Source organism: Plantibacter sp. VKM Ac-2880 (genome assembly GCF_015351235.1).
In the GTDB taxonomy this organism is placed as follows: domain Bacteria; phylum Actinomycetota; class Actinomycetes; order Actinomycetales; family Microbacteriaceae; genus Plantibacter.
On sequence record NZ_JADKSJ010000001.1, the window covers coordinates 931,905 to 957,873 of the forward strand.

Consider the following 25,969-nt stretch of genomic DNA (forward strand, 5'->3'; position numbering starts at 1 on the left):
GCGGCCTCCGGTGTTTCCGGGCGAGGCCTGAGGGGTTCCACCCGCTCGTGACCTGTTCCGAGGAATCTGCCGCATTCCGCGTCATGATCGCCCGCTCCGTCGATCACTCAAGGGAGCGAGACGACGGCGGGCGCACCCGAACCCGATCGAGGTCGCGCTCTTCCCGCCGTCAGCGATCGATGCCCGACCCGAATGGGCGTCGCACGGAAGCGGCGAACCACGCGCGCCGGAGCGTCGTCCCCACCCGAGGACGACACTCCGGCGCGGATTCCACCGCGTCCGGCCCGACCGCTAGCCGATGAGGCTGGGGCGGAGATCGCGCAGGGTCCTCGCGTGCGTCATCCGGGTGACCCCGACGGCGGAGAGGCTCAGCGCGATCGCCAGCCATGCGAGCAGCACGCCGGCGTCCTGCAGCGCCGCGTCCATCCGACCCCCGTACATCAGCTGCCGCATGCCGTCGACGGCGTACGACATCGGGAGCACATGGTGGAGCGCGGCGAGCGGGGCCGGCAGGGTCTGCCAAGGGAACGTGCCGCCGGCGGTGACGAGTTGGGCCACCATGAGGACGAGCCCGAGGAACTGGCCGACACTTCCGAACCACACGTTCAGGGTGAGGATGATCGCCGCGAACGTCAGCGAGGCGAGCGCCATCATGCCGTAGGTGCCGAGCGGGTTGTGGACCTCGAAGTGGAGGGCGCCCGCGAGGATGCCGAACAGGGCGACCATCTGGATCGTGCCGAGGAGGCCGGGCGTCAGCCAGCCGGCGAGCGTCACCTTGATCGGGCTGTGGAGGGCGGTGATCGCTCGGCGCGACACCGGCTTGACGATGAGGAAGAGGGCGTAGATGCCGATCCAAGCGGCGAGGCTCACGAAGAACGGGGCGAGGCCGGCGCCATAGGTGCCCGCGCTCGTCACCGAGGCGTTGGTCAGCTTCACCGGGTCGGCGATCGTCTTCGCCTGCAGCGTCCGGGAGTCCGGCGTGGTCGCCGGGATCGCGTCGGCGCCCGACTGCAGTCCGTCGCGGAGGGTGACGATGCCGTCGCGCAGCGTGCCGAGGCCCGTCTGCAGCGTGGTGAGGCCGGTCTGCAGCGATGCGGCGCCGTCGGCGGCCTGTTGCGTCCCGGCGGCGAGCGCCGGCATGGCGTTGCTCAGGGCCCTGGCGCCGCCCGCGACCTGCTGGGCGCCGCTGTTCAGCTGGTCGACCTGCGACACGACGGTCTGGACCCGCTCGTTGGCCGTGGAGGCATCGGCCGCCACCGGGTCGAGGAGGGCCAGGACCTGGGCGATCTGCTCGGCCGTGAAGCCGTTCTCGGTCAGGGTCTGCGCGATCTGTGCACGCGCCGCCGGGATCGAGTTCACGAGTCGTTGGGCGGCGGCGCCGACCTCGTCGCCCTTGCCGGCGAGGGTCGAGGTGCCCGCGGCGACCTGCTCGGCGCCCGAAGCCAACTGGTCCGTCTGAGCGGGCAGGCTGGCCGTGCCGGCGGCGATCTGCGCCGTGCCCGACGCGAGGGTCGCCGCACCGGCCTGGGCGGTCCCTGCGCCGTCGAAGGCCTGCTGGGCGCCGTCGGCCAGCTGCGTGGCGCCGGTGGTGGCGTCCACGAGCTTGGTCTTGATGGAGTCGAGGGCGGTGAGGAACCGACCGGCGGCCTGGCGGTTGACGGTCTGCACGATCGTCGCCTTGATCTGCTTGACCGCCTGCTCACCGATCGTCGTCGCCAGGTAGCTGTTCGCGTCGTTCGTGGTGAGCTGGACCGTCGCCTGTCGCGGCGCGTCGCCGGACGCGGAGGTGAGGGAGGTCGAGAAGTCCGCGGGGATCGTGACGCTGAAGTCGAACGTCCCGTCGTTCACGCCCCGGGCGGCGTCGGCCGCGCTGACCTCGTGCCAGGCGAAGGAACCGTCCTCGATGAGCTGCTCGGCGATGTCGTCGCCGTAGTTCTCCGTCTCACCGGTCGCATCGCCGGTGGTGTCGTCGGTCGCCGGCGCACCGGAGTCCTCGACGACGAGGGCCACGGGCACCTGGTCGAGCTTCGCGTACGGGTCCTGGTTGGCCCACAGGTACAGGCCGCCGTAGAGCAGGGGCACGCACATGAGGGCGACGAGGGCGAGGCGCGACATGGGGGTGGCCCACAGGCGGGAGAGTTCGGCGCGGATCATCGCGAAGATCTTCACAGGAGGTCCTTCTGGGGACGGGTGGTGATGGCGGAGGGGAAGGCGGGGTCGGGGCGGCGCACGTGGTGCGTCACGACCAGTCCTGCTGGAAGAGGGGGACGAGTTCGTCCGTGGCGTTCTCGGACACGGGGGCGTCCGACATGGCGTTGATCGCGGTGGCCGAGGCGTCTCCGGCGATGACGAGGACGCCGTAGCCGCGGGCCGCGAGCCGGCGGGCGATGGTCCACCAGCCGATCGGATCGCCGCCGTGCCGGTCGGGGGAGACGAGGACGAGCGCGGTGACGTCTTCGCGGAGGACGGCGAGTTCGGTGAGCAAGCGCACACGCTCGGTCGGCGCGACGGTCGAGATCGGCTGCTTCGCGAGCGAGGCGAGACCGAGGGAGTCGAGGAGTCTCGCCACGGCGAAGGGGTGGCTCGCACGACCGGCGAACATGAGTTCCTCGGCGACGACACCGGTCACCGCGACGCCGCTGGCGGGTTCGGAGACGTCGGGCGCGTCGATCAGGGCGATCGTGCGGCGCATCGTCTTGCGGTCGGTCGTGCCGTCGACGAGCACGGTGCCCGTGTCGGGCTTCATGCGTCCGGATGCGATGAGCCCGAGGACGGTCGGGCGCTGCTCGGTCTCGGCGCGGGCGAAGGTCGCTTCACCGGTCCGGAAGGAGAGCGAGGTGGGTTCGAGGACGATGCCGCCCTTTCCCTTCGAGACGCCGTCGAGTTCAACGCGCATGGGTGGTCTCCTCGTGGGTGTGGGTGGCTGCGCGGTCGGCGACGGCGCTCGCGTCCTGCCAGGAGAGGCCGACCGCGCCGAGGGTGGCGAGCATGACGAGCCGACGGCCGGCGTCGGTCGAGAGCTCGGAGCGGCTCGCCTCCTCCAGCACGCCGATCGCGGTGCTCTCGACGAGGCGGGCGAGGATGTCGGCCTCGATGTCCGGACGGATGGAGCCGTCGGCGATCCCGGCCTGGACGGTGCGGAGGAGCAGGGTGCGGACGGGTTCGAGGGCGGCCGCCGTGACGGCGCGCAGTGGGCCGCGAACGGCGAGCGGCGCCATGATGCGCACGTGGTCGACCTGTGCCCAGAGGACGTCGCCGATGAGCGCGATCGTCGTGAGCGGTTCGTCGCCGCGGACGGCCGTGATCGAGGAGGCCACGCGTTCGGCGCCCGCCACGACGACGGCGTTCACGAGCTCGTCGCGGGTGGCGAAGTGCCCGTAGACCGAGCGGCGGGTGAGACCGGCGGCCGCGGCGATGGTCTCGAGGCTCGCGTCGGGGTCGCTGCGAAGGGCGAGGCGGGCGGCCTCGAGCAGGGCGACGCGGTTCTCGGTGGCGTCACGGCGTGGAGCCCGGGGTGGACTCGGCGGCGCTTCGGTGGTGGTCATGACAGCGATCGTACTATCTTGCACAGCGGTGTGCAATATCGTTCGCGACGCATGCGGCGAGCTCTCAGCGAGGGCTGCCAGCTTCCTCCCACGCCGGGCTCCGGCAACGGAGCTATGGTTGAACGATGACCGGTGAGAATCTCATGGCAACCCCTCCGACACTGCTGCCGGACGACAGCGCCACCGAAGCCGAGTTCCACGCGGCGATCGGTTCGATCGAAGCGCTGGCCGAGCTCCTCGCAGCCCACCCTCGCTCATCGCTCGGCTGGGCCCTGCTCGCCGACGCGGTGCACGACCCGCAGTCGCCGATCCCCGGCTACGCGGCAGCGCGCGTCGGCTACCACCGGGGCCTCGACTCCCTCCGCGCCGCCGGCTGGCGCGGCCAGGGGCCGATCCCCTGGTCGCACGCACCGAACCGCGGCGTGCTGCGGTCGCTCTACGCCCTGCGTCGCTCCGCGAAGGCGATCGGCGAGACAGAAGAGGTCGAGCGACTCGACACCTTCCTGCGCGAGGCCGACCCGACGGCGTCCGAGGAGATCGAGTACCTCGTCGCCGCAGCGGCACCGCCCACCTCGGCGATCGTCATCCTCGGCTCCGACTAGCCCTTCGACAGGCTCAGGGGCCGGGGCGCGGATCAGGGACCGGGGCGCGGATCAGGGACCGGGGCGCGGATCAGGGGCCGGTGCGCGGCTCGGGGACCGGCAACACGCGCAGGGACGGGTGCCCCTACAGGCCGAGCGACTCCAGGTACGCGGCCGTGTCCTGCCAGCCGTGGACGGCGACCGACGGCACACCCAGGGCGAGCACGGGGTAGTCGTTGCCACCCTCGTCGAGGCGGTCGCCCACGAACACCATCTCCTCGAGCGGGATGCCGGTGTGCTCCGCGAGGCGCGTCATGCCGAAGGCCTTGTCGACGCCCGCCATCGTGATGTCGACCGAGGTGGATCCGCCGGAGCGCACTTCCAGGTCGGGCAGCAGCGCCTGGACCGCGGAACGCAGCGACTCCTTCTTGACTCCGTCCGGGTCCCAGGCCGTCTTCTCGTCGACCGGCGCGGTCTGCCCGAGCGCGGAGAAGGTGATCTGCGAACCGCGGTCCTCGAGGATCGGGCCCCAGGTCTCCTCTGCCCAGAGGCCGAGTCGCTTCGCCTCGGTCTCGAGGGCGCCCATCGCGCGGGCCTTCTGGTCGTCGCTCAGGTCGTGCCGGTAGACGGTCGTCCACGCGGTGCCGTCGAAGCGGTCGTAGCGGGTGCCGCACGTGGGCATGAGGTGGAGGCGGCCGAGGGCCTCGGGCGAGGCGGCGCCGATGCGGTCGAGCACCTGGTTCTGGAACTGGACGATCTGGCCACCGGAGATGATGCACACCGAGGTGCGCTCGAGGAGGGCGACGAACAGCTCGGCCATGCGAGGGTCGAGCGCGGACTTCGACGGGGCGAGGGTGTCGTCGAGATCGAAGGCGACGAGGCGCGGCAGGGAGGTCATGGATTCCGTTCGGTCGGTCGGGAGGTCGGTCGTCGAGGGCGATCGGCGTGCGGGACGGCCGGCCGGGGCCTGAGCATCCCATCATGGTATCGAGCGCGGGCCGGAACTCGGTGCCCGAGACCCGGCTCCGGTACGATGGACGGGTGCGTGCACGAGACGCCCGCCCGCAGAGGGTGGGCGTCCGGCCTGTCAGGGCTGGGTTCCTCCGGGGGTCCGCCGGGCACACGAGAATCCGGAAGGGGCGGCATCCAGATGCCAGCAATCGTGATCGTCGGCGCCCAGTGGGGCGACGAAGGCAAGGGGAAGGCCACCGACCTGCTCGGTGACCGCATCGACTACGTCGTGAAGTTCAACGGCGGCAACAACGCGGGGCACACGGTCGTCATCGGCGACGAGAAGTACGCCCTGCACCTCCTGCCGTCCGGCATCCTGACGAACGGCGTCGTGCCCGTCATCTCCAACGGTGTCGTCATCGACATCGAGGTGCTGTTCCACGAGCTCGAGGCGCTGCAGGCCCGCGGGATCGACGTCTCGCGCCTCCTGGTGAGCGCCAACGCGCACGTCATCACCCAGTACCACCGCACCATCGACAAGGTGACGGAGCGCTTCCTCGGCAAGCGTCAGATCGGCACCACCGGCCGCGGCATCGGCCCGGCCTACGCCGACAAGATCAACCGGGTCGGCATCCGGATCCAGGACCTCTTCGACGAGAACATCCTGCGCCAGAAGGTCGAAGGCGCGCTCGACCAGAAGAACCACCTCCTCGTGAAGGTCTTCAACCGCCGCGCGATCACGGTCGACGAGATCGTCGCCGACCTGCTCGCCTACGCGGAGCGCCTGCGCCCGATGGTCGCCGACACCGCCCTCGTGCTGAACGAGGCACTCGACGAGGGCAAGATCGTCCTCTTCGAGGGCGGCCAGGCCACGATGCTCGACGTCGACCACGGCACCTACCCCTTCGTCACCTCCTCCAACGCCACCTCGGGCGGCGCAGCCACCGGTTCGGGTGTCGCACCGAACCGACTCGACCGTGTCATCGGCATCGTGAAGGCGTACACCACGCGCGTCGGCGCCGGTCCGTTCCCGACGGAGCTGTTCGACGAGTCCGGCGACTACCTCCGCTCGAAGGGCTTCGAGTTCGGCACGACGACGGGGCGCCCGCGCCGTGTCGGCTGGTACGACGCCCCGATCGCGCGGTACGCGGCACGCATCAACGGGGTCACCGACTTCGTCCTGACGAAGCTCGACATCCTCGACGACCTCGCCACCATCCCGGTCTGCGTCGCCTACGAGGTCGACGGCGTGCGGGTCGAAGAGGTGCCGGTCTCGCAGAGCGACTTCCACCACGCGGTCCCGATCTACGAGGAGTTCCCCGGCTGGCAGGAGGACATCACCGGTGTCCGCCGCTTCGAGGACCTGCCGAAGAACGCGCAGGACTACGTGCTGGCGCTCGAGTCGATGAGTGGTTCGCGCATCTCCGCGATCGGCGTCGGCCCCGGCCGCGACGCGATCGTCGTGCGTCACGACCTCGTCGACTGAGCCGAGGAGGAGCGTCGCTCGCCGTGGTGAACGAATCCGGTCAGCCGTCCCTGCCAGGGCTCCCGCCGGTCGAGGAACTCTCGACCGGCGTGGTCCGGCCACGGTCGGCGGCGCGTCCCTCGCGTGACACCGGCACGCTCGACCCACGGGTCCGGCGTGCCCTGGCGACCCTCGACGACGACCCGGACCTCTCACTCGTCACCCTGGCGAACGCCCTCGGCATCACGCGGGCGACGCTCATCCGGATCGTCAGGGAAGCGATCGGCATGAGTCCGAAGGAGTACGCGGCCGGGGTCCGAGCCCGCCGCGCCAGCTGATCCGACACGGGTGGGCGTCGGTGCAGGTGGGAGACTGTGGGGATGAGCGACGACACCCCTTACCTCCTCCTCGGTTCCTACACGGCTGAGGCCGACGGCACCGGTGCCGGGATCAGTCTGCTGCGGCAGGACGAGGCGGGCACCCTCCGGCTGGTGCAGTCCTCGGAGGCGCAGTCGCCGTCGTTCCTGACGCTGCACCCGACGCTGCCGATCGTCTACGCGGCCAGCGAGTCGACCGGCGCGGTGGAGGCGTTCAAGCGCTCCGGCGAGTTCGGCCTCGCACCCTTCGGCAAGCCACTCGAAGCGGGCGACGGCGTCTGCCACGTCGCGACCGTCCCGGGCGCCGACCTGCTCGTCGCGAGCTGTTACGGCGACGGTCGGGTGGTGTCCGTGCCGCTCGCGGACAACGCGGCGTTCGGAGGCGACCCGCGGCTCGGAGAGGCGTCCGTCGACCCCTGGGCCTCACCCACCGCACTCGCCGCCGAATCCGCGGACGCCGGTGAGGACGCCCTGACGCTCCTCGCGTTGGAGGCCGCCGTCGGCGAGGCGCTGCCGTCCCGGCCGTCCCGTGCACACGCCTCCGCCCTCCTGCCCGACGGCCGGATCGCGACGACCGACCTCGGCCACGACACGGTCCGGATCTGGCAGCTGCGGGGGAGTCGGCTGGTCCTCGACCACACCGTCGTGTTCCCGCGCGGCACGGGTCCGCGGCACCTCGTCGTCCACCCGAGCGGTCACCTCCACGTCATCACCGAGTACTCGGTCGAGGTCTTCACCCTCGGAGTGGACGGGACGGACGGCCACTGGCACATCCTCGCGGCCACGGTCGCGCCCTCGGAGGGGGTGTCGGAGGGTGACACGGGTGCCGAGATCAGCCTCGCCGCGTCGCGCGAGCAGCTGCACGTCGGGGTGCGGGGGAGCGACCGCATCGCCACCCTGCGCGTGACGGGCGACGGCTCGCGGGTGGAGGCCGTGGCCGACGTCGAGTGCGGTGGGACGATGCCGCGCCACCATCGGGAGTCGGGCCGCTTCCTCCACGTCGCGAACCAGCTGTCGGACACCGTCGCGAGCTTCCGACTCGACGAGCGCACGGGTGTCCCGACGACGCTCCTCGGGACCCTCGACGCGGGTTCACCGACCTGCCTCATCCTGGCCTGACGTCGACATCATGGTGATCGGCTCGCGAGCGGATACGGTGGAACGGTGACCGCACGACGCCCTGTACCCCAGCCGATCGAGGGCCGGACCATCCGGCTCGAACCGCTCGACCGCTCGCACTATCCCGAGCTGTTCACGGCGATCGCGCACCCCGAGGTGTTCGCCGGCGGGTACGGCGGTGGACCAGAGGGCTTGCCGACCACGCAGGCCGAGTTCGACGTCTTCGCCGACGGGTACTTCACGACGGGCGTCCGGAACACCTACGTCATCCGGCTCCTCGGCGGCGACCACGACGGGCTCCTCGTCGGCACCTCCACGCTCGGCGATTTCGACGAACCGGGGGAGGCGGCCCACCTCGGTTGGACGGCGTACGACCCGCGCGTCTGGGGCACCGCCGTCAACGCGGAGACGAAGCTGCTGCTCCTCGGCCTCGCCTTCGACGCGGGTTTCGGGCGGGTGAAGATCCAGGCCGATGAGCGCAACGAGCGCTCGCGCACCGCGATCCTGCGGCTCGGGGCCACCTTCGAGGGCCTCATCCGCCGCGACAAGCAGCGGGCCGACGGCACCTGGCGGACCACCGCCCTGTTCTCCGTCATCGCGGAGGAGTGGCCGGAGGTGCGCGCCGGTCTCGAGGAGCGTCTCGCCAGGAGCCCCGGGCCCGTCGCGCTCCGCGGCTGACCCCCTGGTCCCTGAGCCCACCCTGGTCACTGAGCCCACCCCGGTCCCTGAGCCCACCCCGGTCACTGAGCCCACCCCGGTCCCTGAGCTTGTCGAAGGGCACTGTTCACCCGCGAGACACCGTGCGGTCCCGATCGCGCTACGTGGCGACCCTAGCTTGTCCTCCAGACGACGGACGCGGTATCCGACGGCCCGACAGCACGGGCGGCCGCCGACGTCACTGGAGGAACCGTGAACACCAGGCGTATGACCGCCCTCGCCATCGTCGCGCTCGCCGCGACGACGCTCACCGCATGCTCCGCCGGAGCGGACACCGGAGCCGCCTCCGACGTCGACGCGAAGAAAGCGACCTCAGCCGAGGACTTCGGCGGCATGGACGCGCTCGTCGAGGCCGCCAAGGCGGAGGGTGAGCTCAACGTCATCGCCCTCCCCGACACCTGGGCGAACTACGGCAAGATCATCAGCGCGTTCGAGGACAAGTACGACATCACGGTCAACTCGGCCGACCCGGACGTCTCGAGCGCCGAGGAGATCACGGCCGCCAAGAACCAGCAGGGCCAGGACACCGCCCCCGACGTCTTCGACCTCGGGTCCGCCGTCGCCCTCGACAACCTGGACCAGTTCGCGCCGTACCAGGTCGCCAACTGGGACGACATCCCCGAGGGCTCGAAGGAGAAGACGGGCCTCTGGGTGTACGACTACACCGGCCTCGTCTCCATCGGGTACGACGCCGACGCCGTCCCGGCACCGAAGTCGCTCGACGACCTCCTCGGTTCCGAGTTCGCGGGCAAGGTCGCGCTGAACGGCGACCCGACCCAGGCGGGTGCCGCCGCAGCCGGCGTCTACCTCGCCGCACTGCAGTCCGGTGGTTCGGCCGACGACATCCAGCCCGGTGTCGACTTCTTCCAGAAGCTGAACCAGGCCGGCAACTTCCTGCCGCTCGACCCGACGCCGGCGACGATCGCGTCCGGTGAGACCCCCGTCGTCATCGACTGGAGCTACAACAACCTGGCCGCGGCGACCGAGAACGAGGGTCAGCGCAACTGGAAGACGACCGTGCTCCCCGGTTCGGCCGTCGGCAGCTACTACAACCAGGCGATCAACGTCGACGCTCCGCACCCAGCGGCGGCCCGTCTCTGGCAGGAGTTCATCTTCAGCCCCGAGGCGCAGAACCTGTACCTCGCAGCCGGCGCGTACCCGTCGACCCTTGCTGCGATGGTCGAGGCCGACACCGTCGACCAGAAGGCCCTCGACGCCGTCGGTGAGATGCCCGCCGACCTCGTGCAGTTCACGCCGGAGCAGACCGAGCAGGCCACCTCGCTGCTCGCCGAGAAGTGGGCGGCAGCGATCTCCTGATGAGTGCCTCCGCCACGCGGCGGAGTGGGGCGGGGTCGGTGGAAGCCGACCCCGCCGTCTCGCTCCCGCCGACCACCACACCGGACGCCTCGGCCGATCCCGCCGCGGCGCGCCCCCGTCGCCGTCCGCGCTGGGCCCTCCTCGGGCTGACGCCCTTCGCGCTGTACACCCTGCTCTTCCTGGCGATCCCGACGGTCACCGCGCTCGCCACCGGCTTCTTCGACGGTGACGGCGCGTTCACCCTCGACAACCTGACCGCTCTCGGCGAGCCGGCGGTGTTGGGCGCCTTCGCGAGCTCGTTCTGGGTCTCGGCGGTCACCGCGGTCGCCGGCGCCGTCATCGGAGCCCTCGTCTGCTACGCCCTGCTCGCGGTGCGACCCGACGGGCTCGTCCGCACGTTCGTCGACGCGGCCTCGAGCGTGCTCGCGCAGTTCGGCGGCGTCATGCTCGCCTTCGCCTTCATCGCGACGATCGGGATCCAGGGGCTCGTCACCGTGTTCCTCAAGGACCGGCTCGGCATCGACCTCTTCGCGGACGGCGTCTGGCTCTACCAGGTGCCCGGTCTCCTCCTGCCCTACCTGTACTTCCAGGTGCCGCTCATGGTCATCACCTTCATGCCGGCGATGGAGGGGCTGAAGCGCACCTGGTCGGAGGCGAACGCGACGCTCGGCGGCACGCGCTTCACGTACTGGACCCGCATCGCGATGCCGATCCTCGCTCCCTCCTTCCTCGGGTCGCTCCTGCTCCTCTTCGCGAACGCGTTCTCGAGTTACGCGACCGCCGCTGCGCTCATCAGTCAGGGCGCCCAGATCGTGCCGCTGCAGATCCGCGGTGCCCTCATCAGCGAGACGGTCCTCGGGCGGGAGAACCTCGCCGGCTCGCTCGCGATCGGCATGATCGTGGTGATGGTCGTCATGATGACCGCCTACTCCGCGCTCCAGGCCCGGACGGAACGGTGGCAGCGATGAGCGCCGTCCGCGACTCGGCCACGCCGTCGAAGCTCACGAGCCGGATCATCCTCGTCGTCGTCGCGCTCGTGTTCGCCGTGCCGATCCTGTCGATGCTCGAGTTCACGCTCCGCGCCGGGATCGACGGCGGTCACGACCTCGGCCACTGGGCGGCGATCGTCGACCCGGAGAACTCGCGGAAGTACCGCGTGCTGTTCCAGGGCATCGGCAACTCCGTCGTGCTCGCCGCGGTGACGGTGCTCATCGTCGTCGTCCTGCTCCTGCCGACGATGATCCTCGTCAAGCTCCGCTTCCCGAAGCTGCAGCGGGTGCTGGAGTTCGTCTGCATCATCCCGATCACCGTGCCGGCGATCGTGCTCGTCGTCGGACTGGCGCCCGTGTACTCGGTGGTGGCGAAGCTGCTCGGCAGTGCCCCGTGGACGCTCGCGTTCGCGTACGGGATCACGGTGCTGCCCTACGCCTACCGGGCGATCGCTGCGAACCTGCAGTCGGTCGACGTCGGCACCCTCGCCGAGGCCGCCCGCACGCTCGGTGCCGGCTGGGGGACCGTCCTGTTCCGGGTGCTCCTGCCCAACCTTCGGCGAGGCGTGCTCACGGCCGCGGTCATCTCGGTGGCCGTCGTCCTCGGCGAGTACACGATCGCCTCGCTCCTCGGGCGCAACACCCTGCAGACCTCGCTCGTGCAGGTGTCGAAGAGCGACCCGTTCGTGGCGGTGGCCTTCGCCCTGCTCGCGCTCGCGTTCGCCTTCGTCCTGCTGTTCATCATCGGCCGCGTCGGATCGATCCGCCGCATCAGGGAGACACCATGACCTCGATCGACCAGTCGGCATCCCCGGCTGCACCGGGAGCCGACCGCCCGACAGGCGCCGCGGTGCGGTTCGAACGCGTCGTGAAGGACTACGGTTCGGGCGCCCGTGCCCTCGACGGCGTGAGTCTCGACCTCGCGCCGGGCGAGTTCGTCGCCCTCCTCGGCCCCTCCGGCTGTGGGAAGACGACCGCGCTGCGCAGCCTCGCGGGGCTCGAGGACATCACCTCGGGCAGCGTGCTGATCGACGGGGTCGACGTCGTGTCGGTGCCCACGAACAAGCGCGACCTCGGCATGGTGTTCCAGTCGTACTCGCTCTTCCCGCACCTGACCGTGTTGGAGAACGTGGAGTTCGGCCTGCGCATGCGCCGGGTGCCGAGCGCCGAGCGGCAGTCCCGCGCGGCCGAGAGCCTGGAGCTCGTCGGTCTCGGCCACCTCGGCGGCCGCTACGCCCACCAGCTGTCCGGTGGGCAGCAGCAGCGCGTCGCCCTCGCGCGGGCGCTCGTGACGAGACCGCGGGTCCTGCTCCTCGACGAGCCGCTCAGCGCCCTCGACGCCAAGGTGCGCGTCCAGTTGCGCGACGAGATCCGTCGCATCCAGTCGGAGCTGCAGATCACGACGCTGTTCGTGACGCACGACCAGGAGGAGGCGCTCGCCGTCGCCGACCGGGTGGCCGTCATGCGGGCCGGGGTCATCGAGCAGATCGGCACGCCCGAGGAGTTGTACTCCCGACCGTCCTCGCCGTTCGTGGCCGAGTTCATCGGGTTGAGCAACCGGATCCCGGGAACGCTCGTCGACGGTGGTGTGCTGGTGCTCGGTCAGGTGCTGCCGGTGCTCGGCGAGCCGACGGCCGATGGGGACGTCGTCGCGCTCGTCCGGCCGGAGGATGTCGTGTTCACGGACGAGGGGGAGCAGCCCACTCGTTCGTCCGACGCGGTGGTGCTCACCTCGAGCTTCCTCGGGCCGGTGCGTCGCACGACCGTCGAACTGCCTGACGGGACGCTCGTCGCGGTGCAGCATGGCGCGACCGAACGGCTCGAGGCGGGGGAGCGGGTCGGGATCCGTTTCGTCGGTCGGCCAGTGCCGGTGCAGTCGATCTGATCCCGCGGGCTCCGCTCGGCGGGAGCCGCGTGTTCCGCCGGCCCGTGTGGTACCGGAGGATGAGTCCGCGCCGGTGAGGATCACCCGACTGCGGGATGTGCGTCGGACGGCCGCTCGGCACGATGGGAGCATGTCCTCCAGCACCCAGTCGCACGCCGTCCACACCCGGGTCACCGCTCCGCTGCGGGCGGTCCCGGTGCAGGGTGCGGTCGAGGAGGACCCTGCGCCCGTGGAGGTCGCCGAGCGAGTCAGGGCCTCGGCGCACGTCGCCGGCGGCGCTGCGGGTGTCGACCTCTCGGCCGCGCCGGCTCCAGCGCCGTCGGGTGACGCCACCGACACCGGCTCGGGACTCCGCTTCCTCGGTGCGGGCTGGGCCGCCGACGCCGCCCTCTTCGCGCAGTACCGCCGCCGCGGCGTCTGACCTCGCGGCCGACCCCGGGTCCACCTCGCGGATGACCGCCGCCTTCCAGCGTGCATCGCCCGGCCGACGCGCCGCACCCGGTCCGCCGCGCACGATGGGATCATGAACACATCGATCCTCTCCGCCCGCGGACTCACGAAACAGTACGGGGCCACTTTCGCCCTCGCCGGCGTCGACCTGGACATCCTTCCTGGCGAGTCGGTCGCCATCATGGGCGCCTCCGGCTCCGGCAAGACCACCCTCATGCACGCGCTCGCCGGGATCGTCACCCCGGACACCGGTTCGATCGCCTTCGCCACCCCGACCGGCGTCGTCCGCGTCGACCAGCTCGACGAGAAGCGGCGCTCGCAGTTGCGGCGCGAGTCCTTCGGGTTCGTCTTCCAGCAGGGCCTGCTCATCCCCGAGCTGACGGCCGTCGAGAACGTCGCCATCGCCCTCATGCTGGGCGGCACGCCGCGGGCCGCGGCCGAAGCGAGTGCGGCGGCGTGGCTCGCTGCCCTCGGTCTCGCCGGCCTCGAAGGCCGCCGGATCGGCGAACTGAGCGGCGGTCAGGCGCAGCGCGTCGCGATCGCGCGTGCCCAGGTGACGGGTGCCCCCATCGTGTTCGCCGACGAGCCGACCGGCGCGCTCGACTCCCGCACCTCGGCCGACGTGATGGGTGCGCTCCTCCACGCCACCACCGGTCAGGGCCGCACGCTCGTCCTGGTGACGCACGACGAGACCGTGGCTGCCCGCTGCTCGCGCACCATCCGCCTCGCCGACGGCCGCATCGTCGGACAACGCCAGGACGCGGGGCCGCTGAGTGCGCCGCCCGCGCCGCAGCCGCCGTACCCGGTGGCGCAGCAGGGTCAGGCGTACCCGCCGCAGCCACAGGTCCAGGCGTACCCGCCGCAGTCACAGGTCCAGGCGTACCCGCAGGCCGGCGTCGTCCCGAACGGCGCACGCTCATGAGCGCCGTCATCGACACGGCCCCGCCGCGGACACCCGTCCCCGCCGGGTCGGGTCGGAGCCCCGTCCTCCGCCTCACCTGGATGCTCGCCCGGCCGGGAGCCCAGAGCCCCGCGACGATCGTCCTCCCGGCGGTCGCGTTCGCGGTCACCACGGCCCTCGTGCTCACCGTGCTCGGCGGCGCGATGATGTTCTGGCGGTGGACCGGCGAGACGGCACTGCTCTACCAGGTGCTCAGCGTGCTGGCCCTGGCGCTGCTGCTCGTCCCGCTCGGCTCCCTCGGTGGAGCGGCCGCGCGCTTGTCCGCGCGCCGTCGCGACGACCGACTCGCCACCCTCCGGCTGCTCGGCGCGACGCCCGGCACCGTCTCCGCGATGACCGTGCTCGAATCGGCGGCGGTGGCGCTGCTCGGCTCCTTCGCCGGCATCGTGCTGTACCTCGGCATGCTGCCCCTCGTCGGCCTCATCCCCTTCGGCGGTTCGCCGATCGGCATCGAGGGTGTCTGGGTCGGTGTGCCGGTCGCGGCGGCCGTGGTGCTCGGCGTCACGCTCCTCGCGGCGGCCAGTGCGGCCATCGGTCTGCGCGCCGTGAACGTGAGCCCGCTCGGGGTCCGCACGAAGCAGCAGGCGCCGACGGTGCACTGGGTGCGCGTCGTCATCGGTGCCGCCGTGGTCCTCGTCGCCTACGCCATGCTGTCCGTCGTGACCGGGCTGCAGGAGGTCGCCGCCATCGTCGCCGTCCTGGGCGTGGGCTTCGGCGCCGGCGTCGGTGTGCTCGGGTTGATCGGCCCGTGGGTCGTCGGGATGATCGGGCGGGGGTCGGCGAAGCGCGCCTCGTCCCCGGAGCGGCTGCTCGCCGCCCGGAGCATCCTCGAGTCGCCGAAGGCCGCCTGGCGGCAGGTCAGCGGCGTGGCGATGACGAGCTTCGTCGCCGTCGTCGCCGGCACGGGCGTCGCCCTCATGGACGCCGCCGGAGGCGCCGAGCTCGACCGGGAGAGCGCCATCCTCATCGACGACATCCGCACCGGCGTCATCATCACGCTCGTCGCGTCGTTCCTCATGGTCGCCTGCTCCGTCGGGGTGAACCAGGCCTCCGCGGTGCTCGACCGACGAGACCTGTACGTGAGCCTCGACCGCCTCGGAGTGCCCCGGCAGGTCATGGAGCGGGCTCGGACCCGCGCCGTCATGCTGCCGCTGCGGGTCGTCGCCCTCGGCTCGGCCGGACTCGGCGTCCTCCTCGTCCTCCCGATGGCGGGCATCAGCATCATCCTCGCCCCACTGTCGGTCCTCGTGATCGTCGGGTGTTTCGTCGGCGGCATCGGCCTCGTCTGGGCGGCGCTCCACGCCACCCGACCGGTCGTCACCCGGGTGCTCGGCGCGCCGGAACGCGTCTGACCACACCCGGCGCTCCACGCGGAGAGCGCCCGTCCCGTCGGCTGGATCCCAGCATGTGACGGAACGGGCGCTCTCGAACTGCGATCGGTCCTAGCCGGTGACGACCGCGATCTCGTTCGGGACACCGGGCAGCTCGCCCGTCGTGATGTCACCCGAGGCGAGGTCGACGGCGTGGAGCGTCTTCGTCGCCGGGTCGGTCACGTAGGCGACACCGTCGTGGACGACCAGCGCCGGGTGGGCGTCCTGCCACTCGGCCGGTGGCTCCCACGCGTCGATGACGGCGATGGTGTCGGTGACGGCACCGGTCTGCTCGTCGAGGACGTGCAGCGATCCGTCGTTGCCGAGGACGACGACCTCGTCGTTGGGCCCACGGGCCACGTCGCGCCAGGTGTAGCCGACACCCTCCGGCAGGTCGACGATCTTCGTCGTCTTGGCGACCGTGTCGGTGAACGCGAGCTGACGGAGGTCGTAGCCCTCGGCGTCGGGGTCGCTGTTGTAGTCGCCGACCGCGATGGACGACGTCTCGCTCACGTACTGGTTGCCGGTCCGGCCGTAGGTGTCCGGAGCCTGGATCTTCGTGAAGACGCCGTCGTCGTAGACGAGGACGCCGTCGCTGCACCCGAAGACGACGGTCTCGTCCTTGACGGTGCCTTCGCCGTGGACGGAGGGGCACTGCTCGTTGCGGGCGATCTCGGTGCGCGACTCGTCGAGCACGCGGACACCGGTGCGGGCGTCCGGGGTGCCGATCGTCGACAGCAGGGTGCCGTCCTCGAGCTCGATGGCGACGCCGTGGTGCGCGGCCTCCGAGGAGACGGTCTCGGTCTCGGGCAGCTCGTCGGTGGCGTCGAGGAGGTCCGCGCTGTCGAAGATCGTCGTGTCACCGGAGCCGTCGGCGAAGAGGATGGTCTTCCCGGCGTGACGCACGACGTGGCCGGCGGTGTCGGCGGGGAACACGAGGTCCGTGAGGACCGGCTCGGCCTGCTTCGAGGTGCCGTCCTCGTCCGTCCACGTCCCGGTGTCGAGCACCTGGAAGCCCTTCGTCGTCGTGACGAGGACGTGGCGGCCGTCGCCCGCGGCGTTCACGCGGTTGAAGCCGGCGAGCGGCATGTCACCGACGACGTCGAGGGTGGCGGCGTCGACGACGAGGAGGCCACCGTCGTAGGTGAGGGCGATCCGGCTCTGCGGCCCGTCGGACGCGGAGGCGCTCGGGTCCGGCGCGGAACCGCTCGCGGTCGAGCATCCGGTGAGGAGGAGGGCCGCGGCGGTGCCGACGGCGAGGAACGGGGTCCGGCCGCGCTTCGTGCGCGAGGCCAGGGGACTGCGGTGGTGCTGCTGCATGGTTTCCTTCTGGGTTCGTGGACGCCCGCTCATGGCGAGAGTCCGGTGGCGATGCGCTCGGTGTTGGCAAGCATCATGGTGAGGTAGGTGGGTGCTTCGCCGGATCCGGCGGTCAACGACTCGGTGAAGAGCGGGACCACGGCGACGTAGACGTCCGCCTCGTCGGCGAGCACCTGGACGAGCCGGTCGGGTTGCGAGGAGTCCGCGAAGATCGTGTGGACGCCGGCGTCCTCGATCGCGGTGGACAGCTCGTCGAGGTCGGAGGCACTCGGCGCCGCGAGCGTCGTCCCGCTCGGGATGACGGCTCCGATGACCGCGAAGTCATAGCGCGCGGCCAGGTAGCCGAACACGTGGTGGTTGGTGACGAGCTTCCGCTGCTCGACCGGGATGGCGGCGAAGGCCTCGGCCATCTCCGCGTCGAGTGCCTCGAGCTCCGCGGTGTACCGCTCGGCGTTCGACCGCACCTCGGCGGCGTCGACACCCGGCACCTCGTCGATCACGGCCTCGGTGACCCCTCCGACGACCGCGACCATCTGCACCGGGTCGGTCCAGAAGTGCGGGTCCGCCGCGCCGGACGCCGTCTCGAGGACGTCGACGAGCGACCCCGCCTCGACGAGCGGCACGCCCTCCTCGGCCGCGGTCTCGAGGTGCTGGGCGAGTCCCTCCTCGAGCCCCAGCCCGTTCGAGACGATCAGTTGCGCACCGGTGATCCGAGCCGCATCCCTCGCCGAGATCTCGAAGGAGTGCGGATCGGCGTCCGGCGGCATGAGGGTCATGACCTCGGCCTGGTCGCCGAGGAGTTCGCCGACGACGTCACCGAGGATGTTGGTCGTCGCCACCACCAGCGGGCGCTCGCCGGCGCTCGCCGCACAGCTCGTGAGGCCCGCGCCGAGCACGAGGGCCGACGCGAGCACGGCTGCGGTGCGGAGGAGCGCGGTCGGTCGGGGGATGGTCGCACGCATGGTCAGCGTCCCGTCTCGGCGAAGAACGCCGGTGCCGTGTCGAAGGTGAAGGTCCGGGCGATCCGCGCGGCGTCGCCGTAGTCGATCTCGACCACGGTGCGGGTGCTCGGGAGGTTGAGGTAGGCGCGGTTCTGGTCGACCTCCAGCTGGACACCGGCGGCGAGGTCGGCGGCACCGACGAGCGCGGTCGCGGACCCGGTCACGGCACCGGTGGCACCGTCGAGGACGAGGAGGTCGCCGGTCGTCGTCAGGCCGACGACGTGCTGGTCGCGGTCGTCCACGGCGGTGACCAGCTGCAGGGGTGTGGGCGTCGGCAGCAGGGTCCAACGGCGTTCGCGGGTGTCGAGGAGCCAGACACCGGACGTACCGGCGACGGCGGCGACGGTCGGACGACCGGGACGCGCATGGAAGGACGTCGCGCGCCCGTCGGCGGAGACGGCCTGCGGATACGGGATCGCCTCGAACGCGGGGACCGGGTCGGGGTCGCTCGAGCTGCGGTCGACGACGGCGAGGAGCGCGCCCTCGGCGCAACCGATGACGACGCCGACGTTCGTCGCGATGGTGCCTGCCGGTTCGGTGCAACCGGCGAGGAGGACGTCGGCCGCGGTCACGGACGCGGACGAGGGGTCGAGGAGTTCACCGTCGGCGCCGTGGACGCGCAGCCTGCCGCTGCCGTCGGTGGCGACGACGGTCTCGCCGATCGGGACGGCCAAGCCGGGGGCGCCGGGGGAGGTCTCGATCCGTCCGGACTCGGCGAGGTCGCCCGTGCCGAGCGCGGCGGTGTCGAGGAGGACGGTCTCGCCCGAGCCCGCGAACCGGACGGTGGTGGTCGTCGAGCCGGCGATGACATCCGCTGGTCCGTCACCCTCGACCTCACCGACCACACGCGGCTCGGCCCGGTAGTAGTGCTGGTGGTCCTCGTGGTCGACCGTCCAGACGCCGGTGTCGATGATCGTGACGGTGCCGGCGGGCTCGGAATGTGCGGCGACGAACCGTCCGTCGCCCGTGAGCGCTGAGAGCGGGCCGAGCTCGGCGATCGTCGCACGCTCCTCGCTGAGGAGATCGGTCAGTTCGACGGTGCCGGCCTGGTCGGCCGTCGCGAGGTGCAGTTGCGGCTCGGCGAGTTCGCTCGCCCCCTCGACGTAGCCGTGGCCGCGCGCCTCACCGGTGTCGGTCGGGGTCGGCGATGCCGCGCCGGGCGACGCGCAGGCGGTGAGGGTCAGCGCGAGCGCGGCGAGAGCGAGTGCGGTCCGCGTGGTGCGGGGGCCGCGATGGTCGGTGCCGGCAGTGGGGCCGGTTCGGATGATCGGTCGGGGGAGTCGGTGCACGGTGCGCTTTCCAGGTGGGTCGGATCGGTCGAGGGTTCGAGGTGGGGGCTGCCCGGCCGCCGGATGCGCGCGACGAGCGACCGCACGGCCCACGACGCGGCTGCGAGCAGGATCGAGCAGGCGGCGATCGAGGCCCCGGCGGCGGTGTCGCCGTACCAGGAGACGAGCAGGCCGAGGAGGACGGCGAGCGCGCCGAAGCCGGTCGCGAGCAGCATGATCAGCGGGATGGATCGGGCCCAGTGGGCGGCGGCGACCGCCGGGCCGAGGAGGAGCGCCACGACGAGGAGCGTGCCGACGGCGCTGTACGAGGCGACGACGGCGAGGGTCACGAGGCCGACGAGCGCCGCGTGGGCGAGGCGTGGGCGCAGGCCCATCGTCGCGGCGACCCGACGGTCGAAGGCGAGCGCGACGAACGGGCGGTGGAACGCGATCGCGACGAGCACCGTGACGATGAGGGCGACGGCGAGGCCGAGCAGGTCGGCGTTCCGGATCGCGAGGATGTCGCCGAAGAGGATCGCCGTGAGGTCCGTCGCGAACGATCTGCTCGACGAGACGATGATGACCCCGAGCGCCAGCATGCCCACGAAGAGCAGGCCGATGGAGGTGTCGTGGGAGAGCCGGCCGCGTCGGGAGACGAGGCTGATGCCGGCGCTCATGACCACGGCGCTGACGGCTGCGCCGGCGACCGGCGGGAGCCCGAGCAGCGCCGCGGTGGCGACGCCGGGGAGCATCCCGTGGGCCATCGCCTCACCCAGGAAGGCGAGTCCGCGGAGCACGACCCAGGTGCCGACGACACCACAGATCCCCGCCACCAGCACGCCGCCGACCAGGGCGCGCAGCAGGAAGGCCGCGGTGAACGGCTCGGTGATCCAGGTCATGGTCGAGCACTCTACATGAAAATGATTCTCAGTATTGATAGAGTGGCGCCATGCGAACCACGCCGAACCGTCCTGCCCAGGCGGGGCCCGACCGTCCGGCGCCCGTCGTCGTCCGACTGCGCCAGGTGTCGGCCGAATACGACGGTGAGCGTGTGCTGCACGGGATCTCCGCCGAGGTCCGGTCGGGCGCGATCACGGCCGTCACCGGCGCGAACGGAGCCGGGAAGTCGACACTGCTCGCAGTGCTCGCCGGGATCCACCGCCCGATCGCCGGCGAGGTCGACGGGCTGGCAGGGCGTCCTGTCGCCTACGTCCCGCAACGGAGCGCCGTGCCCGAGCACTTCCCGGTGACGGCACGCGACGTCGCGTCGATGGGGCGGTGGCCGACGCTCCGCCATCGCTGGGCCCGGCTCGACGCCCGCGATCGCCGCATCGTGGACGCGAGTCTCGATCGCCTCGACGTCCTCCCCCTCGCGCCGCGATCCTTCGGGGAGCTCTCGGGCGGCCAGCGTCAACGGGTCCTCATCGCGCAGGCGCTCGCGCGCGAAGCCGAGCTCCTCCTGCTCGACGAACCGACCGTCGGCCTCGACCTGGCCGCAGGGCGGGCGATCCGAGCGGTCCTGCGTGCGGAGGCGGATCGGGGCGCGACGGTCGTCGAGGTGACGCATGACCCGCTCGCGGTCACGGAGGCCGACGCGCGCTTGCACCTCGAGTCCGGCCACCTCGTCCCGGCGTTGCGGTGAACCGGCTGCGTATCGCCTGGTCGCCTGCTGCGCGGGCTCGGCGCGTTGCTAGAGTTTCGGCATGAGCCAGGCCGACCAGCACCCCGAACCCACCGCCGGCGCAGCTGCGACGGATCCAGCGGCCACCGAACGTCTCGGCCGGCTCCGGAGCAGCATCGACAACATCGACGCCGCCCTCGTCCACCTCCTCGCCGAGCGCTTCAAGTGCACGCAGGAGGTCGGCCGACTGAAGGCCGAACACGACATGCCCGCGAGCGACCCGGCGCGCGAGCAACGCCAGATCACGCGGCTGCGGGCGCTCGCCGAGGAGTCCCACCTCGATCCGGCCTTCGCCGAGAAGTGGTTCAACTTCGTCGTCGCCGAGGTCATCCACCACCACGAGCGCCTCGCCAACCAGCACTGATCCGAGACACCCCTCGAATTCCGCCGCGCAAGGGGTGACCCACTTCGGGCGGCGCCCAGCGTCCTGCGCCAGGATGGGTCCATGACCTGGAACGCCGACTCCCTGCCCGATCAGACCGGACGCGTCGTCCTCGTCACCGGGGCGAACGCCGGCCTCGGCTTCTGGACGAGCCTCGGGCTCGCTCGGGCGGGCGCGGAGGTGATCCTCGCGTCGCGGAGTGCGTCGAAGACCGAAGCGGCCATGCGCGCCATCCGGGTGAAGGTGCCTGGCGCCCGGCTCAGCCACCTCCCGTTCGACACCTCCTCGCTCGACTCCGTGCGCGCGACGGCCGGACGGCTGTCGGAGCTCGACCGGCTCGACGCCCTCGTCGCCAACGCCGGCATGGTGCACATGCCGAAGGAACGGCAGGAGACCGCCGACGGCATCGAGTTGGTCTTCGCGACGAACGTCGTCGGGCACGCCGCCCTGCTCGCCGAAGCGCTCCCCGTGTTGCAGCGCACGGCGGACGAGCACGACACCGCACCCCGCGTCGTGCTCCTCGGAAGCCTCTCCACCCTGCTCGTCCGATTCCACGGCGACGACCTCCAGCTCCGTGAGGGGTACAGCGGCTGGCAGGCCTACGCGCAGTCGAAGATCGCCCTGTCGTCGCTCGGCTTCGAGCTCGACCGCCGGCTCGCCGCGTCGCACAGCACCGTCCGGGCGCTCGTCGCGCACCCCGGCTACTCCGTCAACGGACTCGACCGTCGTGTCCCCGGCGTGAACGAGCCGACGCGCGGACGTCGCTGCTCCGACATGCTGCAGTCCGTCTACGCGCAGAGCAAGCAGCGCGGTGCTGAGCCGACGCTTCGCGCGGTCACCGACGAGTCGGCCGACGGTGGTTGGTTCTTCGGCCCCCGGTGGCTGACGAAGGGTGACGCCGTGCGCCAGACCCCTGCGGCGATCACGACCGACCGGGACGTCGCATCGGCACTGTGGACCGAGCTCGAGCGGCTGATCGGCACGCCGATCCTGCCCACTCGCTGACCATCGCCCGATCCGCGCCGCTCAGTCGGCGGGGGTGGCCGGGGGTTGGAGCACGCGCAGCCATTCCTCGGTCTGCGCGACGTGGGCGGAAGCCGCCCCGGCCGCACCCACCGGGTCGCGGGCGATGATGGCCTCCGTCATCGAGCGATGGCCTCGGTTGCTGACCCGCCGCAGTTCGTCGCCGTCGGGCAGGCTGAAGACGTCGTAGGCCCGCGAGCGCGAGCGGAACACCTGCAGGAGTGCCGTCAGGGTAGCGTTGCCGGCGGTCCGAGCGATCAGTTCGTGGAACCGGTGGTCGAGTTCGCTCGACTCCGTGGGGTCCGTCGTCTCCTCCATCGCCGCGACGAGTGATGCCAGCTCGGCGTGGACCTGCTCGCCGGCGCGGGCGGCCGCTTGCGAGGCCGCATGGGTCTCGAGGACCCGCCGGAGCTCGTACATCTGCAGCAGGCCGTCGAGGGGGAGAAGGTCGACGGTCAGCGACAGACTGCCGATGATCTCCTCGGGACGCAGCATCGACACGTAGGTGCCTGATCCGTGGCGTGACTCGATGATGCCGAGCGCCGCGAGCATGCGGACGGCCTCCCGCAACGAGCCACGGGACACACCGAGTTCGTCGCACAGCTCGCTCTCCGCAGGGAAGCGCTGACCGGCGACGAGGCGTCCGGAGGCGATCATGTGCCGGAGGCCGTGGAACGCCGTGTCGACTGCTGACATGCCGGTCCTCCCAAGGGTCGTCACGCCATCGTAGCGGCCGGGGCGACGCGTGCAGGGGGCACGTGAGTCGACGAGACATCCGATGACTGTACGCGTCCGACGTAAGTCATCCGATGAATCACGCCCACAAGTGTGCTTTCGACGAGTTGTAACACGATAGAAACCAAAGTCATCAAACGTGGCCCCTATGGTTATCGGACAATCCACTGCATAATCGACTCGGAGGAACGTCACTGTGGACACTCGCACCATCGCACGGCCAGCGCCGCTCATGCTCGGCGACGGCCGACCGGCTACGGCCGCGTGGACGCTGGATCCGACCAAGCGCCACATCAACCACGGTTCCTTCGGTGCTGTCCCGATCGTCGCCCAGGACCACCAGCAGGCGCTCCGCCGCGAGATGGAGGCCGCGCCGCTCACCTGGTTCCCCGCACTCCCCGCGAAAGTCGCCGCAGCGCGCGTCGGCATCGCCGAGTTCCTCGGCGCATCGGTCGACCAGCTCGCGATGGTCCCGAACGCCAGCGCCGGCGCCAGCGTCGTCTTCTCCAGCCTCCCGGTGCAGCGCGGCCTGGAGATCGTCGTCACCGACCACGGCTACGGCGCCGTCACGATGGGTGCGGAGCGCCTCGCACGTCGCTGGGGTGGCACCGTCAGGACCGCGCGGATCCCGCTCGGCGCCGACGCCCAGGCCGCCCACGACGCCGTGGTCGCCGAGTTCAGCGACCGCACGGCCCTCGTCGTGATGGACCAGATCACCTCGCCGACGGCCCGCCTCCTGCCGGTCCAGCAGATCGCGGACACCGCCCGTGCCGCCGGGATCCCCACCCTCGTCGACGCCGCCCACGTCCCCGGCCTGTACGCCGATCCGATGCGCGACCTCCACTGCGACTTCTGGGTCGGCAACCTCCACAAGTTCGGGTGCGCGCCGCGAGGGGCTGCCGTCCTCGTCGCCCGCAGCCCGCTCGCGCAGGAGCTGTACCCCCTCATCGACTCCTGGGGCTCGCCGTACCCGTTCCCTGAGCGCTTCGACACCCAGGGCACCGTCGACGTCACGAGCTACCTCGCGGCCGGCACCTCGCTCGGGTTCATCGAGGACAGCTGGGGCTGGGACGAGGCGCGCACCTACATGACGGAGCTCGCGGACTACGCCGTCGAGGTCGTGTCCGACGCGGTCTCCGCCATCACCGGCGAGGACAGCCGGGTCGACGTCGGGATGCCCGTCAACGCCCTCCGACTCGTGAAGCTGCCGACGGGTCTCGCGACGACGCACGCCACCGCCGACGGCCTCCGCGACCGCGTCTCGGCCGAACTCGGTGTCGAAGGGGCGTTCACGAGCCTCGACGGGATCGGCTACGTCCGCCTCTCGACCCACGTCTACAACACCCCCGAGGACTTCGAGGACTTCGCCGAGCACGCCGTCCCGGTGCTCGCGCGATGGGCCGAGCAGGAGCGCGCGGCCACGAGCTGAGCGTCGAGAGCGGCCCCGCCACATCGTCATACCAGCACCCCACACCGTCACACCAGCACCCCCACACAGCACCCCCACCAGCACCACTCAAAGGAGAAGCGAGCATGAGGAAGTCACGTGCATCGGCCGCCATCGGCCTGTCCGTCGTCGCCGGCCTCGCCCTGTCGGCCTGCGCCGGCGGAGCGAGCGACGGCACCGTCACCCTGCAGATGGTCGAGAGTCTGACCAACCCCGCCCGGACCGAGGTCCTGAAGACGCTCATCGCGGACTTCGAGGCCGAGAACCCGAAGATCAAGGTCGAGCTCATCTCGCCGCCGACCGATCAGGCCGACCAGAAGATCACCCAGATGCTGCAGTCCGGCTCCGGGGTCGACGTGCTCGAGGTCCGCGACATCACCGTCGGCCCGTTCTCCACCAACGGCTGGCTCGCCGACATGGACAGCGAGCTGAAGGACTGGAAGGGCTGGGACGACCTCACCGACAACGCGACGAAGTACGCGAAGGGTGAGGACGGCAAGGTCTGGTACGTGCCCTACGGCTTCTACGGCCTCAGCCTCTTCTACCGCACCGACCTCGTGAAGGAGGCCGGATTCGACGGCCCGCCCGCGAGCTGGGAGGACCTCCTCGAGCAGGCGTCGGCCATCCAGGACCCCTCGAAGAACCAGTTCGGCTACGCCTTCCGCGGCGGCACCAACGCCAACAGCAACGTCGTCGCCGCGATCGAGGCCTACGTCGCCGACGACCTCGACACGGAGAACGCGTTCAAGCTGACCAACGGCGACACGATCTTCTCCGCACCGGAGGCGCTGGACGCGGTCAACACCTACTTCGACCTCTTCAAGGAGGCTTCGCCGCCGTCGTCCGTCGCGTGGGGCTACCCCGAGATGGTCGAGGGCTTCTCGAACGGCTCGACCGCATTCCTGCTGCAGGACCCCGAGGTCATCGCGACCGTCGAACAGTCCGAGGCGATCACGGCCGAGCAGTGGAGCACGGCGCCGCTGCTGACCGGACCGACCGGCAAGGCCGCGCAGCCCATGGCGACCGCGGGCTGGGGCACGGCGGCGTCGAGTGAGCACAAGGCGGAGGCGGCGAAGCTCATCGAGTTCCTGTCCGAGGACAAGCAGGCGACGACGTTCGCCCAGGAGAACAGCCTCGTCCCGATCGTGAAGAGCGCCGCCGAGAGCGACTTCTACAAGACCGGTCCGTGGGCCAGCTACGTCACGATGAACGAGAACCCGGACACCTACCTGAGCGTCACGCAGCCGCGCGGCTCCTCCTGGTGGACCGAATGGATCCAGAAGTCCGACTCCGAGATCCAGCAGGTCCTCATCGGCCAGCTGACGCCGGAGAAGCTCCTCGCGGGCTGGGACGAGTACTGGACCGAGAAGTGGAAGAGCGAGTAA

General features: G+C 71.1%; 26 protein-coding genes. 17 read left to right on the forward strand and 9 right to left on the reverse strand.

Annotation, left to right across the window (positions count from 1 at the left end; genetic code table 11):
* Positions 1–291: 291 nt before the first annotated feature.
* The 3 genes from ITJ57_RS04595 to ITJ57_RS04605 form a co-directional block, all read right to left on the reverse strand.
* The gene (locus tag ITJ57_RS04595; RefSeq protein ID WP_194669054.1) at positions 292–2,169 is read right to left on the reverse strand and encodes a YhgE/Pip domain-containing protein; all 1,878 of its coding nucleotides are present in this window, start codon (positions 2,167–2,169) and stop codon (positions 292–294) included.
* 70 nt (positions 2,170–2,239) lie between these two features.
* Positions 2,240–2,896, reverse strand: coding sequence for a hypothetical protein (locus ITJ57_RS04600; RefSeq protein WP_194669055.1), 657 nt, complete (start codon positions 2,894–2,896; stop codon positions 2,240–2,242).
* Complete coding sequence (locus tag ITJ57_RS04605; RefSeq protein WP_194669056.1) at positions 2,886–3,545, reverse strand: TetR/AcrR family transcriptional regulator; 660 nt, start codon at positions 3,543–3,545, stop codon at positions 2,886–2,888. The genes ITJ57_RS04600 and ITJ57_RS04605 overlap by 11 nt, the downstream gene beginning before the upstream one ends.
* A gap of 125 nt (positions 3,546–3,670) precedes the next feature.
* Between ITJ57_RS04605 and ITJ57_RS04610 the strand changes: the two genes are divergently transcribed.
* Positions 3,671–4,147: a DUF3151 domain-containing protein gene (locus tag ITJ57_RS04610; RefSeq protein ID WP_194669057.1), complete on the forward strand. Its 477-nt coding sequence runs from the start codon at positions 3,671–3,673 to the stop codon at positions 4,145–4,147.
* 124 nt (positions 4,148–4,271) lie between these two features.
* On the opposite strand, the gene ITJ57_RS04615 is transcribed toward ITJ57_RS04610, so the two are convergent.
* Positions 4,272–5,024, reverse strand: coding sequence for an HAD-IIB family hydrolase (locus ITJ57_RS04615; protein ID WP_194669058.1), 753 nt, complete (start codon positions 5,022–5,024; stop codon positions 4,272–4,274).
* Between the two features lie 252 nt (positions 5,025–5,276).
* On the opposite strand from ITJ57_RS04615, the gene ITJ57_RS04620 reads away from it, so the two are divergent.
* From ITJ57_RS04620 to ITJ57_RS04670, 11 genes are all read left to right on the forward strand, one after another.
* The gene (locus ITJ57_RS04620; RefSeq protein WP_056008884.1) at positions 5,277–6,563 is read left to right on the forward strand and encodes an adenylosuccinate synthase; all 1,287 of its coding nucleotides are present in this window, start codon (positions 5,277–5,279) and stop codon (positions 6,561–6,563) included.
* A gap of 23 nt (positions 6,564–6,586) precedes the next feature.
* The gene (locus tag ITJ57_RS04625) at positions 6,587–6,880 is read left to right on the forward strand and encodes a winged helix-turn-helix transcriptional regulator (RefSeq protein WP_194669059.1); all 294 of its coding nucleotides are present in this window, start codon (positions 6,587–6,589) and stop codon (positions 6,878–6,880) included.
* A gap of 42 nt (positions 6,881–6,922) precedes the next feature.
* A complete protein-coding gene (locus tag ITJ57_RS04630; protein ID WP_194669060.1) occupies positions 6,923–8,038 on the forward strand; it encodes a beta-propeller fold lactonase family protein in 1,116 nt (371 codons plus the stop codon).
* 45 nt (positions 8,039–8,083) lie between these two features.
* A complete protein-coding gene (locus ITJ57_RS04635) occupies positions 8,084–8,716 on the forward strand; it encodes a GNAT family N-acetyltransferase (RefSeq protein ID WP_194669061.1) in 633 nt (210 codons plus the stop codon).
* A 246-nt stretch (positions 8,717–8,962) separates the two neighbouring features.
* Positions 8,963–10,072 (forward strand): ABC transporter substrate-binding protein, encoded by a 1,110-nt coding sequence (locus tag ITJ57_RS04640; protein ID WP_194670300.1) that lies wholly within the window; start codon positions 8,963–8,965, stop codon positions 10,070–10,072.
* Positions 10,072–11,040: an ABC transporter permease subunit gene (locus ITJ57_RS04645; protein WP_228506485.1), complete on the forward strand. Its 969-nt coding sequence runs from the start codon at positions 10,072–10,074 to the stop codon at positions 11,038–11,040. The genes ITJ57_RS04640 and ITJ57_RS04645 overlap by 1 nt, the downstream gene beginning before the upstream one ends.
* A complete protein-coding gene (locus tag ITJ57_RS04650; protein WP_194669062.1) occupies positions 11,037–11,849 on the forward strand; it encodes an ABC transporter permease in 813 nt (270 codons plus the stop codon). The genes ITJ57_RS04645 and ITJ57_RS04650 overlap by 4 nt, the downstream gene beginning before the upstream one ends.
* On the forward strand, positions 11,846–12,946 hold the full coding sequence (locus ITJ57_RS04655) for an ABC transporter ATP-binding protein (RefSeq protein ID WP_194669063.1): 1,101 nt from the start codon (positions 11,846–11,848) through the stop codon (positions 12,944–12,946). The genes ITJ57_RS04650 and ITJ57_RS04655 overlap by 4 nt, the downstream gene beginning before the upstream one ends.
* A 130-nt stretch (positions 12,947–13,076) precedes the next feature.
* Complete coding sequence (locus ITJ57_RS04660) at positions 13,077–13,367, forward strand: hypothetical protein (protein ID WP_194669064.1); 291 nt, start codon at positions 13,077–13,079, stop codon at positions 13,365–13,367.
* Positions 13,368–13,469: 102 nt separating this feature from the next.
* Complete coding sequence (locus ITJ57_RS04665) at positions 13,470–14,318, forward strand: ABC transporter ATP-binding protein (RefSeq protein ID WP_194669065.1); 849 nt, start codon at positions 13,470–13,472, stop codon at positions 14,316–14,318.
* Positions 14,315–15,709: an FtsX-like permease family protein gene (locus tag ITJ57_RS04670; RefSeq protein ID WP_228506487.1), complete on the forward strand. Its 1,395-nt coding sequence runs from the start codon at positions 14,315–14,317 to the stop codon at positions 15,707–15,709. Before ITJ57_RS04665 ends, ITJ57_RS04670 begins: the two co-directional genes overlap by 4 nt.
* A 90-nt stretch (positions 15,710–15,799) precedes the next feature.
* Here the strand turns inward: ITJ57_RS04670 and aztD are convergent, their stop codons facing one another.
* From aztD to aztB, 4 genes are read right to left on the reverse strand one after another with little or no spacing between them, the layout of a single operon-like run.
* Positions 15,800–17,047 (reverse strand): zinc metallochaperone AztD, encoded by a 1,248-nt coding sequence (gene aztD, locus ITJ57_RS04675; RefSeq protein WP_194669066.1) that lies wholly within the window; start codon positions 17,045–17,047, stop codon positions 15,800–15,802.
* A 29-nt stretch (positions 17,048–17,076) separates the two neighbouring features.
* Positions 17,077–18,009 (reverse strand): zinc ABC transporter substrate-binding protein AztC, encoded by a 933-nt coding sequence (gene aztC, locus ITJ57_RS04680; protein ID WP_194669067.1) that lies wholly within the window; start codon positions 18,007–18,009, stop codon positions 17,077–17,079.
* A gap of 2 nt (positions 18,010–18,011) precedes the next feature.
* Positions 18,012–19,337 (reverse strand): hypothetical protein, encoded by a 1,326-nt coding sequence (locus tag ITJ57_RS04685; protein ID WP_370582195.1) that lies wholly within the window; start codon positions 19,335–19,337, stop codon positions 18,012–18,014.
* A complete protein-coding gene (gene aztB, locus ITJ57_RS04690) occupies positions 19,229–20,215 on the reverse strand; it encodes a zinc ABC transporter permease AztB (RefSeq protein ID WP_194669068.1) in 987 nt (328 codons plus the stop codon). The genes ITJ57_RS04685 and aztB overlap by 109 nt, the downstream gene beginning before the upstream one ends.
* Positions 20,216–20,265: 50 nt before the next feature.
* Between aztB and aztA the strand changes: the two genes are divergently transcribed.
* The 3 genes from aztA (at position 20,266) to ITJ57_RS04705 (ending at position 22,384) form a co-directional block, all read left to right on the forward strand.
* Positions 20,266–20,958, forward strand: coding sequence for a zinc ABC transporter ATP-binding protein AztA (gene aztA / locus ITJ57_RS04695; protein ID WP_194669069.1), 693 nt, complete (start codon positions 20,266–20,268; stop codon positions 20,956–20,958).
* A gap of 61 nt (positions 20,959–21,019) precedes the next feature.
* The gene (locus ITJ57_RS04700) at positions 21,020–21,361 is read left to right on the forward strand and encodes a chorismate mutase (protein WP_056008853.1); all 342 of its coding nucleotides are present in this window, start codon (positions 21,020–21,022) and stop codon (positions 21,359–21,361) included.
* Positions 21,362–21,442: 81 nt separating this feature from the next.
* Positions 21,443–22,384 carry an SDR family NAD(P)-dependent oxidoreductase gene (locus ITJ57_RS04705; RefSeq protein WP_194669070.1) on the forward strand — a complete coding sequence of 314 codons (942 nt, stop codon included), beginning with the start codon at positions 21,443–21,445 and terminating at the stop codon, positions 22,382–22,384.
* Between the two features lie 21 nt (positions 22,385–22,405).
* Here ITJ57_RS04705 and ITJ57_RS04710 read toward each other — a convergent pair whose 3' ends face one another.
* Entirely contained in the window at positions 22,406–23,098 is a 693-nt protein-coding gene (locus ITJ57_RS04710; RefSeq protein WP_194669071.1) for a FadR/GntR family transcriptional regulator, read from the reverse strand.
* Positions 23,099–23,333: 235 nt separating this feature from the next.
* On the opposite strand from ITJ57_RS04710, the gene ITJ57_RS04715 reads away from it, so the two are divergent.
* Both ITJ57_RS04715 and ITJ57_RS04720 read left to right on the forward strand, forming a co-directional pair.
* On the forward strand, positions 23,334–24,566 hold the full coding sequence (locus ITJ57_RS04715) for an aminotransferase class V-fold PLP-dependent enzyme (protein WP_370582196.1): 1,233 nt from the start codon (positions 23,334–23,336) through the stop codon (positions 24,564–24,566).
* A 104-nt stretch (positions 24,567–24,670) separates the two neighbouring features.
* Positions 24,671–25,969 carry a sugar ABC transporter substrate-binding protein gene (locus ITJ57_RS04720; protein WP_056008845.1) on the forward strand — a complete coding sequence of 433 codons (1,299 nt, stop codon included), beginning with the start codon at positions 24,671–24,673 and terminating at the stop codon, positions 25,967–25,969.